The 11,097-nt window shown below is 58.5% G+C and carries 12 protein-coding genes; 6 read left to right on the forward strand and 6 right to left on the reverse strand.

Features of this window, described 5'->3' with window-relative positions:
• The first annotated feature begins 36 nt into the window (after nucleotides 1-36).
• The 6 genes from HYZ49_12045 to HYZ49_12070 all read left to right on the forward strand — a co-directional run bounded on the left by HYZ49_12045 (nucleotide 37) and on the right by HYZ49_12070 (nucleotide 4,197).
• The gene (locus tag HYZ49_12045) at nucleotides 37-1,008 is read left to right on the forward strand and encodes an alpha-ketoacid dehydrogenase subunit beta (GenBank protein MBI3243014.1); all 972 of its coding nucleotides are present in this window, start codon (nucleotides 37-39) and stop codon (nucleotides 1,006-1,008) included.
• Nucleotides 1,008-2,279 carry a 2-oxo acid dehydrogenase subunit E2 gene (locus HYZ49_12050; GenBank protein ID MBI3243015.1) on the forward strand — a complete coding sequence of 424 codons (1,272 nt, stop codon included), beginning with the start codon at nucleotides 1,008-1,010 and terminating at the stop codon, nucleotides 2,277-2,279. Before HYZ49_12045 ends, HYZ49_12050 begins: the two co-directional genes overlap by 1 nt.
• 53 nt (nucleotides 2,280-2,332) lie before the next feature.
• The gene (locus HYZ49_12055; protein MBI3243016.1) at nucleotides 2,333-2,728 is read left to right on the forward strand and encodes a response regulator; all 396 of its coding nucleotides are present in this window, start codon (nucleotides 2,333-2,335) and stop codon (nucleotides 2,726-2,728) included.
• A gap of 6 nt (nucleotides 2,729-2,734) precedes the next feature.
• Complete coding sequence (locus HYZ49_12060) at nucleotides 2,735-3,124, forward strand: response regulator (GenBank protein MBI3243017.1); 390 nt, start codon at nucleotides 2,735-2,737, stop codon at nucleotides 3,122-3,124.
• A gap of 12 nt (nucleotides 3,125-3,136) precedes the next feature.
• A complete protein-coding gene (locus HYZ49_12065; GenBank protein MBI3243018.1) occupies nucleotides 3,137-3,532 on the forward strand; it encodes a hypothetical protein in 396 nt (131 codons plus the stop codon).
• Between the two features lie 86 nt (nucleotides 3,533-3,618).
• Nucleotides 3,619-4,197 carry a hypothetical protein gene (locus HYZ49_12070; protein MBI3243019.1) on the forward strand — a complete coding sequence of 193 codons (579 nt, stop codon included), beginning with the start codon at nucleotides 3,619-3,621 and terminating at the stop codon, nucleotides 4,195-4,197.
• Nucleotides 4,198-4,279: 82 nt separating this feature from the next.
• Here the strand turns inward: HYZ49_12070 and HYZ49_12075 are convergent, their stop codons facing one another.
• From HYZ49_12075 to HYZ49_12100, 6 genes are all read right to left on the reverse strand, one after another.
• Nucleotides 4,280-5,803: an FHA domain-containing protein gene (locus tag HYZ49_12075; GenBank protein MBI3243020.1), complete on the reverse strand. Its 1,524-nt coding sequence runs from the start codon at nucleotides 5,801-5,803 to the stop codon at nucleotides 4,280-4,282.
• A 77-nt stretch (nucleotides 5,804-5,880) separates the two neighbouring features.
• Entirely contained in the window at nucleotides 5,881-7,413 is a 1,533-nt protein-coding gene (gene rny, locus HYZ49_12080) for a ribonuclease Y (protein MBI3243021.1), read from the reverse strand.
• A gap of 6 nt (nucleotides 7,414-7,419) precedes the next feature.
• The gene (locus tag HYZ49_12085; GenBank protein ID MBI3243022.1) at nucleotides 7,420-8,067 is read right to left on the reverse strand and encodes a RecX family transcriptional regulator; all 648 of its coding nucleotides are present in this window, start codon (nucleotides 8,065-8,067) and stop codon (nucleotides 7,420-7,422) included.
• A 476-nt stretch (nucleotides 8,068-8,543) separates the two neighbouring features.
• Nucleotides 8,544-9,596: a recombinase RecA gene (gene recA / locus HYZ49_12090; protein MBI3243023.1), complete on the reverse strand. Its 1,053-nt coding sequence runs from the start codon at nucleotides 9,594-9,596 to the stop codon at nucleotides 8,544-8,546.
• A gap of 531 nt (nucleotides 9,597-10,127) precedes the next feature.
• On the reverse strand, nucleotides 10,128-10,409 hold the full coding sequence (locus HYZ49_12095; protein MBI3243024.1) for a hypothetical protein: 282 nt from the start codon (nucleotides 10,407-10,409) through the stop codon (nucleotides 10,128-10,130).
• A 47-nt stretch (nucleotides 10,410-10,456) separates the two neighbouring features.
• Nucleotides 10,457-10,867, reverse strand: a complete 411-nt coding sequence (locus HYZ49_12100; protein MBI3243025.1) for a hypothetical protein — start codon at nucleotides 10,865-10,867, stop codon at nucleotides 10,457-10,459.
• Between the last annotated feature and the right edge of the window lie 230 nt (nucleotides 10,868-11,097).

Consider the following 11,097-nt stretch of genomic DNA (forward strand, 5'->3'; position numbering starts at 1 on the left):
CCGTTCAATACGATAAATCCGTTGACCCCAACTCTCATGCCACAACTCACGATGCGCGAAGCCATCTCTCAGGCTTTATGGGAAGAGATGGAAGCTAACCCTAAAATTTTCCTGCTCGGCGAAGAGATCGGCGTGTGGGGCGGAACCTACGCCGTCACGCGCGGCTTCTACGATCACTTCGGCGCAGAGCGGGTGAAAGACACCCCGATTGCCGAAGGCGTGATCGCCGGAGCCGCCATCGGCGCGGCCATGGGTGGCCTGCGCCCGGTGGCCGAGATGATGACCATCAACTTCGCGTTTCTGGCGTTTGATATGATCGTCAACCACGCCGCCAAACTGCATTACATGTTCAACGGCCAGTTCAAAGTGCCGGTCATCATCCGCGCCGCCGGCGGCGGTGGCCGCCAACTGGGGGCCACCCACTCACAAACACCCGACGTGATCTTCGCCCACTTCCCCGGCCTCTACGTCCTCGCCCCGGCCACGCCCTACGACGCCAAAGGCATGCTCAAGGCCGCGCTGCGGCAGGACAACCCGGTGCTCTTCATCGAACACGCCACACTCTACCAGGCGCGTGGCGAAGTGCCTGCCGGCGACTTCACCGTGCCGCTCGGCCAGAGCGAGGTCAAGCGCCAGGGCAAGGACGTGACCATCGTCACCTACAGCAAGATGTTGCAAATCTCGATGGAGGCGGCCAACCAGTTGGCAACCGAGGGCATCGAGGCCGAAGTGGTTGATCTGCGAACTCTGCGCCCGCTCGATCTCGAACCGGTCTTTGCCAGCTTCAAGAAAACCAACCGCGCCGTCATCGTCGAAGAAGGCTGGAAGTCTTTCGGCGTCGGGGCAGAAATTGCGGCCCGCACTTACGAGGCGTGCTTCGACTACCTCGACGCGCCGATCAAGCGCGTGGCCCAGCTTGAAGTGCCTCTGCCCTACAACCGCGAACTCGAACAGAGCGCCATCCCTAAAGCCGCCGACGTTGTCAGAGCCGTCAAGGAGGTGTTGTAATGGCCGAACTGATCACCATGCCCAAACTCGGCTTCGACATGGCCGAAGGCAAACTCGTGCGCTGGGTGAAGAAGCAGGGCGAGCCGGTGAACAAGGGCGAAGTGCTGGCCGAAGTGGAAACCGACAAGGCCACCGTTGAAGTTGAATCGTTCGTCAGCGGCGTGGTGGCCGCCACCTTTGCCGAAGAAGGCTCGTTCCAAAAAGTGGGCGCGCTGATCGCCGTGATCGCCGCCCCCGGCGAAGCGGTGGACGTGGAGTCGCTCCGCGCCCAGGCCGGGGGGAAGACGAAAGACGAAGGACAAAAGACGACAATCAGTCAGCCGTCGTCTGTTGTCAGTGGTCAGCCGTCGGGCAAATCCAACGGCCAGCCCACGCCAGCCGTTAGCGCCTCAACCTTTCTGCGCATCTCGCCCATCGCCCGCCGCATGGCCGACGAGTTGGGAATCGATCCGCGCCAGGTGAAAGGCTCCGGCCCCGAAGGCCGCGTCACTAAGAAAGACATCGAAGCTCACCTGGCCGCCAAAGCCGCCCCGGCCCCGGTTCCTTCATTTCCCGCGTTTCCTTCTGTTTCCATCGCTCGCGAAGATATTACCATTCCTCTCACAAAACTGCGCTCGGCCATCGCCCGCCGTATGACCGAAAGCAAGACGAGCGTGCCGCATTTCTACGTCACCGTTGAGGTGGACATGGAAGCGGTGCTGGATTTGCGAAAGCAGTTGAACGCCATGCTGGGCGACCCGCCAGGGGGCAAACTATCGGTCAACGATTTCGTCGTCAAAGCCGCCGCCCTGGTTCTGCGCGACTACCCGAATCTAAATGCCTCGTTCAACGGTGATCATACTGTCCGGCATGGGCATATCAACATCGGCAACGCCGTTTCGGTGGAAGCCGGCTTGCTCACGGTGGTGGTCAAGGATGCCGACGCCAAATCGCTGGCCCAAATTTCCGCCGAAGTGAAGGCCATGGCCGTTCGCGCCCGTGATGGCAAGGTGAAGCCGGACGACGTGGACGGCTCGACGTTTACCATCTCCAACCTGGGGATGTACGACGTGGATTCCTTCGTCGCCATCATCAACCCGCCCGACGCGGCCATTTTGGCCGTCGGCTCGGCCCGGCAGACGCCGGTAGTGAAAGACGGCGCGCTGACCGTAGGCTGGCGGATGAAGGCCACCATTTCCGCCGACCACCGGGTGACCGACGGGGCGGAGGCGGCCCAGTTTATGCAGGCGCTCAAGAAGAAGCTTGAGGAGCCGTTGAGGTTGATGCTGTAACTGGCTCAAAGTTTTGGTTGTAAACCTGTCGGGTCTGCATTACAATAAGGCCCATGGGCGGCAAAATTCTGGTTGTAGACGACGAAGGCGAAACCCTGAATTTACTCAAAGCCACGCTTGTGCTGGAAGGCTACGAAGTGGCGGCGGCCATCACCGGCAAGGCCGGGGTGGAGTTGGCTTCAGAATTCAGGCCGGACGTAATTTTGCTGGACGTGATGATGCCAGACTTGACCGGCCTCGAAGTTCTGGAAATCATCAAAAAGCAACTCAAGAGTCCGCCGCCCGTTATTTTCCTTTCGGCGGCGGGCCGGGTTGACGACATTGACGTAGGACTGAAGGCAGGCGCGTACAAGTATCTGGTCAAACCCATCCCGCGCGCCACGCTCATCGAAACGGTCAAATCGGCTTTAGAGTGGCGGCAGAAGGCGCAACGCCGCCGAATTTATTAGGTTGCTATGGCTCATAAAATTTTGGTAGTAGACGACGAACAAGACACTCTTATTTTGCTGGAGATGACGCTCCAGTTGGCAGGTTACGAGGTGGCCAAGGCCCACACCGGCCAGATGGCTATCCAGCTCCTGTCGGAATTTAACCCGGACGTAGTCATCCTCGACGTGATGATGCCCGGCGAATCCGGCCTCGACATTCTCAATATCATCAAGAAGGACTTTGAAAATCCGCCACCGGTCGTCATGTTCTCGGCCCGGGGCCGCATTGAAGATATGGTGGAAGGCATGGAAGCCGGGGCTTACAAGTATCTGGTCAAACCCATCTCACGCGAGAAGCTCCTGGAAACCGTGAAGTCGGCGCTCACCACGAGAGTGGGCGCTCCACGACGCAAATAGCACTCTAACTCTATGACAACTACGGCCAAAACCTGGTTCTACAATACCCCTGAGAAAAATGCTTACGCCATTGCCGAGCGGGTGCGCACCAATTTTTGGGATGCGCGCTTCGGCGGCATCTGGCTCGACACCGTGCGCGCCGAGTCGCCCATTCTGATGGCGGGCCATTATCAAAACTCCAGCGTTGAACTGGAATGGCAACCCGGCCAGTGGTGCCTCCTGCGCACCAGCCCCGAGTCGCCGGCGCTCGCCAACGGCGTCGCCAACATCCTCGACCTCAAACCGGCTTTCAAGTATGAAGACCCGAAGGGCAATACGGTTTGGGAATGGCGGCTGGGAGATGTCAGCGCCCGCTGGCAAGCTGTTCAGGGCCGCCCGGAATACGGCAAGCTGGAACGGTTGAAGTAGCTTCGAGTTGCTACATATTTACACAAGTCAAACGACAAACGTCAAACGTGAATCCTTGACGTTTGTCGTTTTGCTTTTATACCCTGATGTCCCTCGAGTCCGACCTCGCCACCCTCCGCGCCTTCCTGGCCGAGATTGAACTTTATCTCAAATCGGATGTGATTTACTGGCCGATGGGCGGCCAGGCCTTCGGCCAGCAAATGCCCGCCCTTACCCTTGGCGGCTTGTTGTTTGTCCGCCGCACGCTGTCGGCCCGCCGCGATCAACTTGTGCCTGCTCAAGCCAGCGAGTTCGATCAGCTCAACCGGCAAGCCGAGGCCTTCTTCAGCCGCTGGCCGGTCAACATTGAGAAGAAGGCGTTGAAGGAGATCAGTTCCCGCCTCAACGTGTGGACGGCCACCCTCGACGAGTGTACCGAAAGTCCCGCCGCCTGCATTGAGAACTATCACACCACCGTCAACGCCCGGGTCTACCTGGCTCTGCTCATGCCCCTCGCCGTCTCGCAAAGCGCCGAAACCGAAAAACTGCGCGCCCGGCTGGCCGCGCTTGATGTGCGCCTTCGCAACATGCTCTTCGCCGGCGAGTTCATTTGGGAGGCCGATCTGGCCTCAGACTTTTCCCGCGAGGAGTTTTGGTTTCTTTATGGGCGACCGAGAAAGAGGTAGAACAACGGACGCTTCGCGAACGAAATGAGGCACCCCGTCCCCAACGGGAAATGGGACGCGGATGAACGCGGTGTTTCCAACCTCACTCCCTCAACACCTCATGCACCTGAATCGGCTTGGTGCGGCCCTTGGCTTCCACCGGGCCTAACCGGCGCAAGTTGAACTGCCCGGCAACGGCGGCGGTCGTAGCCGGGCCGATGAACAAACGGTTGGGGCGGGCATGCGACTCCAACCGGTAGGCCACATTTACCGGGTCGCCCAGGACGGTGAACTCCACGCGTTCGGTCGTGCCCACATATCCGGCCATCACCAGGCCGGTGTTGATCGCCACTCCGATTTCGATCTGCTCGGTCTGCGACTGGTTGATGGCATCCAGCCGATCCAGAACGTCCAGCCCGGCCCGCACGGCCCGGGCTTCGGGTTCATCCTCGCTACCCGTCATCCCAAACACGGCCATCACCCCGTCACCCATATATTTATCCAGCAGGCCGCCATGCTTGAAGATGGTCTCAGTCACGTCCTGATAATAGCGGCTGAGAATTTCGCCAAAGCGCCGCGCCCCGGCCCGCTCGGCCAGCCGGGTAGAATCTTTGAGGTCGGCGAACAAGACAGTGAGGCGCTGTTCAGTAAGGCCGGGCAGATGGCCGGTGTGCACGTAATCCTGAACCAGAAATTCGGCTTCGGGCGGCGAGAGGAAGCGTTGCAAAAACTGGCGGATGGATTGCTCCTTTTGCACATACTGCATGTATTGGGCGCGTTGAATAGTGAGCGCCGCCTGATGGCTGATGGCCACCGCCAACTGCAAGTCGCGCTGATCAAAAGGCCGGGCTTCGGGGCTGGTCTTGTACATGTAGATCAGCCCCAGCAATTCCGGGCCGCTGATGACTGGCACACACAGAACCGACCGGACGCGCAGGAGCATGGCGCTCTGGCCCATGCCGGCCTCGGCCTCGGCAGGCATTTCCGGGATCACGACCGTCGCTTTCTGGTTAATAACCGTCTGGGCAATCGTCGTCGGAAAGCCCAACTCGTGGAGGTGATCGAACTGGGCGGCCAGGATGACCTCGCACTTGTCTGCGCCCATCGAAGTCTGCATCAACTTGGAGATGTCGCGCAGGGCCGTCTCCATGTCCAGCACCGTGTTCAACTGGCGGGCCACCTCGTACATCAACACCGCATGTTGATCGAGCGACTCCAATAGCACGTCGCGGGTCAGCTCGCGGGTTCCGGCAAACGGGCTGGTTGATTTGTTGTCGCTTCGATAAACGACGCTGATGACGTGCTCGCCGATGCGAACCACGTCGTTGGGCCGCAGGGTGCGTTGCTCGGTCAGGCGCTCCCGGTTCAGGTAAGTGCCGTTGGTGCTGTCCAGGTCGCGAAGAGTCACAACCTCGGTCTGCGGGTCGTAGGTGATCTCGGCGTGCGCCCGCGAGGCCGACCGGTCGGGGACAAAAACGCCGGTGTCGGGGTTGCGGCCCACCACGTTCCTACCGGGCTTGAGGATGTATTCCTTCGGCTGACCTGAAGATGAGCGGATGATCAGAGTCCACATCAGGGGTAGTTTAATCTCGTTTTCGACGGCTTGCAAATGACGTTCCGCAATCAAAAAAGCCTCCCGAAAGAAAGTTCGCAGACTTTCGGGAGGCTCCCAACACACGACGGCCAAACCGGCCTCAACTGCTACTACTTGGCGTATTCCACCGCCCGCTTCTCGCGGACGACCGTCACCTTAATCTGGCCCGGATACTGCATGGTTTCTTCGATCTTGCGGGCCACGTTCTTCGAGAGTTCAATCGCCGCCAGGTCGTCAATGTCGTCCGGCTCGACGATGATGCGCACTTCACGCCCGGCCTGCAGGGCGTAAGCCTGCTCCACGCCTTTGAACGAGGAGGCTATTTCTTCCAGCGTGCGAATGCGTTTGACGTACAACTCCAGGCTCTCGCGCCGCGCGCCGGGCCGCGAGCCGGAGATGGCGTCGGCCACTTCGACGATGACGGCCTCCACGCTCTCCTGATCCACTTCGTGGTGGTGCGAGGCAATGGCGTTCACCACTTTGGGGTTCACGTTGTAGCGCCGGGCAAACTCGGCGCCGATGGCGGCGTGCGTGCCTTCCACTTCGTGGTCAATGGCCTTGCCCAGGTCGTGGAGGAGGCCGCCCGCTTTGGCCAGAGCAACATCGGCGCCCATCTCGGCGGCCAGCACCCCGGCCAGCAACGACGTTTCAATCGAGTGCGCCCACTGGTTCTGGCCGTAAGACGTGCGGAATTTGAGCCGGCCTAGCAATCGCAGAATTTCGGGATGAAGGCCGGGCACGCCGGCTTCGTAGGCCGCCTCTTCGCCCGCTTCTTTGATCACCGACTCAACTTCCTTGCGGGCGTCGTCTACCAGCTTCTCAATGTGAGCCGGGTGGATGCGCCCGTCGCCGATCAGCTTGGCTAAAGAGCGGCGGGCCACTTCCCGGCGAACCGGATCGAAAGACGAGATCGTCACCGCTTCCGGCGTGTCGTCCACAATCACGTCCACCCCGGCGGCCATTTCAAACGAGCGAATGTTGCGCCCGTTGCGGCCAATGATACGGCCCTTCATCTCGTCCGAGGGAATAGGCACGACCGACACCGCCAACTCAGATACTTGATCCGTTGCCACCCGTTGGATGGCGACGGCGATCAACTCGCGGGCGCGGCGCTCGCCCTCAGCTTTGGCTTCGTCTTCAATCTGGCGGATGGTGCGGGCCATATCGTTGCGGGCCGTCGTCTCCACCGTTGCCAGCAGTTGGGCTTTGGCCTCGTCGCGAGACAGCCCGGCAATGCGCTCCAGTTCGGCCAACTGCGTCGCCTCTTTCTTGTCCAGCTCCGAGGTCCGGCGGTCAAGCTGGCTGGTGCGCTTGTTGAGAGCCTGCGTGTCGCGCTCCACCTTGTCCATCCGCCGATCCAGTTCCTCGCGGCGGCGTTGCAGGCGCTCCTCCGACTTTTCCAGTTCAGCCCGGCGGCGGGCGTTCTCGGCCTCCAGTTCGTCACGCTTCTTGATCAGTTCATCTTTGGCTTTGATCTCTAGTTCACGGTTTTGGGCTTCGGTTGTTGCCCGGATGCGCTCAATCTCAGCTTCGTATTCTTTCGTCTTCGCTTTGATTTGCTGAAGGCCAATAAAGTAACCGCTTATTGCGCCAAGCGCCAGGACAACAAGACCGACCACAATCGCCAACAACCAGTTTTCCATGCTAGGTCAGTCCTCGCTTTCTGTAGAATTAGAATCGCCGCCGTGTTCGCGCCAGGCGCGTTCCACGGCTTCGGAAATTGTCTCGTAATCAATCCCCCGGCGAGCCAGATACTCGCTCAACTTGCGCCGGAAGTCTCGCTCCGGCAGGCCCTTGAGTCGCGGGGCGCGGGCCGAGGCCAGTTGTCGGGCCGCCGCAACATCGTCCACCCCGGTCAGCGCCTTCTCAATCATTTTCTGCGGCACGCCCTTTTGCCTCAGTTCCACCTTCAGCGCCCGCTTGCCCTTGGGCTTTGAGGCCGAGCGCGCTTCCACCCACGACCTGGCGAACCCGGCGTCGTCCACCAGCCCGGCGCGCCGCAACCGGGCCAGCACGCCCTCAATCACGTCCTCGGCCACGTCCTTCTTCTTCAAGTTCTGGCGAACTTCGGCCTCGGAGCGCGAGCGATAGGAAATGAACTGGATGGCCTTCTCGAAGGCCGTCTCAACCGTGTCGGCCTGTTGGAGGCGCTCGAGGTCGGCCTCGTTCAAGGTTTGGCCGACTCTCAATCGGGCGGCTTCGATCTTCGCCAGCCCGAACGCGAACTCGCCGTCCAGATAAACGTTCACCCGGTTTCTGTTCCGGGCCTGCACCTTGAGCGCCGTTACCTTTACCATTTTCTCTGCCACAAATTCCACTAATTTTCACGAAGAAAAAATTCGCGGCAATTTGTGAAATTCGTGGCCGAATCTTGAATCAAAAAGCCGTGGTGCGCCTCAACCTTGCGCCAAGCCACGGCCATCGCCCGGTGTGCAACTTCACACGCGGAAACTCAACGTTCGAGGGTATGCGGTTGTCGATTCAGCAAACGCCAGTTAACTGCTCAACTTGCCCGAACCCGGCAGGGAGAAAGAGCAAAGCCAGCCGTCGCGCCGCTTTCGCGGACGGAGGCATCGCCATGAGTTAAGTGCATAACCTGTCACCCTGCAAAGTCTGTGCTTTCCTGAATTGATCAAGTGTTCGGCCTCTTTGATAGACACCTGGTGTCCGCTTCGCGAAAACACCTGGCGTCTTCTCTCTTTTGCGAGAGGCGAGCACCCCCGTCATACTTCTCTACGCTGAGTTTATTTGCGATGTTGTGGCCCGGCCCGACTTACTCTTCGTCTTCTGCGGACTCTTCTTCATCGTCCGCCTTGCCGGTGGGCATCGGGGCGCCAACGTTTGCCAACGCCTGCGCCCGGATGGCCTTCTCGATCTCGCCAGCCATCTCCGGGTGTTCACCCAGATACCGCTTGGCGTTCTCGCGGCCTTGTCCAATTCGGGTATCGTTGTAAGTGTAAAACGCCCCGCGCTTGGTGACGATCTCCAGGGTCGTGCCGAGATCGATCAAGTCGCCCATCCTGCTGATGCCCTCATTATACATGATGTCAAATTCGGCCTCGCGAAACGGCGGGGCTACTTTGTTCTTCACCACCCGGACGCGAGTCCGACTGCCCACCACTTCCTGTCCGTCCTTGATGGCCTGAATCCGGCGCACGTCGAGGCGCACGCTGGCGTAAAACTTGAGGGCCATGCCGCCGGTCGTGGTCTCCGGGTTGCCGAACATCACGCCGATCTTCTGGCGCAGTTGGTTGGTGAAGATCATGCAGGTGTTGCTCTGCTTGATGGCCCCCGACAGCTTGCGCAAAGCCTGGCTCATCAGCCGGGCCTGCATGCCCATCGAGGCGTCGCCCATCTCGCCCTCAATTTCGGCGCGTGGAACCAGGGCCGCCACCGAGTCGACGACCAGCACATCAATCGCCCCGGAGCGCACCAGTTCATCGGCAATTTCCAGAGCCTGCTCGCCCGTGTCGGGCTGGGCGATGAGCAGGTTCTCCACGTCCACGCCCACTTTGGCGGCGTAGGCCGGGTCGAGGGCGTGTTCCATGTCAATGTAAGCGCAGGTGCCGCCCATCTTCTGCGCTTCAGCCACAATGTGTTGACAGAGCGTCGTCTTGCCCGACGACTCGGGGCCGTAGATTTCCACTACCCGCCCGCGCGGCACGCCGCCGATGCCCAGAGCAATATCGAGCGAGATGGAGCCGGTGGGAATGCTCTCAACCGCCAGGTGGGTGGCCTCGCCGAGGCGCATCAGCGCCCCATCGCCATATTTCTTTTTGATTTGAGATAAAGCCGCGTCAAGCGCCTTGTCTTTTCCGCCAGCCATAAGCTTGTCTCCTGCGCCGGCCAAACCCTTAGAGCTTGTCAAAGAGTTAATCCGCAGATTTTCGCAGATTGGCGCAGATTTGTTCAATTCGTCTGTGAAAATCTGCGTAATCTGTGGATAATCAAACTGCCGGGTGTTCTTTTACAACCCTTAGGGTCTAGTGCGATTAAGTTTGGTGAGGAGAGTTTACAGGATGGAGGGAGATCACGCAAGCGGGAAAGAGATGGGCGAAAAAGAAGGCGGCTTGCCCGGCTGAACTCAGGCAGGCCGTGTGAAGTCCACTTCGTTACAGCCCGCCCAGGTAAAGCATCCCGCTCCCGTCCGGCTTGACTTTGGAGAGCAGGTTACCGTCACAAAAGCACGGATTTCCAGAATGGGCGGATCGCGATCCGTTCATTCTGAAAATCCGTGCTGTCCTGCCGCCGGAAAAAGAACACGGGTTACTCGGGAGAACCGAAGCAAGCAGTGTTTTCATGGCATGCTACATTTTCGAGTGGCACTACAAGGATGCGAAAACTAGGGGCTGCTCCGTCATCGAAACAGCACATTGCCCAGTACAATGGCACCCGAAAAACCTGCCAATACCGCTATGGTGTACAGCAGGATTAACTTGATACCTGCTGTAGCGCCCTGTTGCAAAGTCTTATCACAGACCATTATCAGAAACAGACTCACCACGATTAATCCCATTCCTAAAATACCAAGCCCCAGGCGATATCCTGCGAAGGAGTTCAATAATGCAGGAACTAAAAAGTAAGCTGCTATAGCCCCAACAATCAGTGGCATCACAAGGTATGGTGGATATTTCTTCATATTGGGGGTATCTCCAGTGTAGTATTGATTTTGAGCTTCGCTGAGATTTATGGCTTAAGTGCGGTGGTTACCCACAACCAGCTTGTAGTCCCAGCGGCACCGTACAAGACATCGCTAACCAAATTGTAGGTAAACTCAGATAACTGATAGGTTCTTCCAGTATCAGTCGTCAACACCCACCTCGGGTCATCGCAATATCCGCAAGTAACATGATTAACGCCATACAAATGGATATTCCCGAGACCAGAGTTAAAGTCAGATTGCAAGTCAGCTACGAAATTCTGCAATTCCTTCGCATATCCACCAAAGTCTATAGATGATGTGACTAATGTAGCAGCGAGGCCACAGCCCAAAGCGTAAACTCCAGCGAATGGCGCGCAGGCCAAAGTAGCTCCAACGCCTAATACAATGCTGGTCGTCCGGCGAACATCATCATCCTTTGCAAAAGCTTCGGTCATGGCAAAGTCGAAAGCCGCTCTAACATCGTCCCAACTGCCCTTCCAAATCGTAGCTTTGAAGCCTGTACTATTAATAAGCTTGTCATTATCAATACCTTCGCCAAAATTGGCTAAACTGAAAGGGCTTTTGTAGTAGAGTTGTTATCGGCCAAGATCACAACTCACCCCTACAAAAAGCCCATGCCTGATATTCTAGCACTTTTACAATGCCTTCAGCCGTGTCTGCCAAC

This window comes from Chloroflexota bacterium (assembly GCA_016197225.1).
Classification (GTDB): Bacteria; Chloroflexota; Anaerolineae; order Anaerolineales; family VGOW01; genus VGOW01.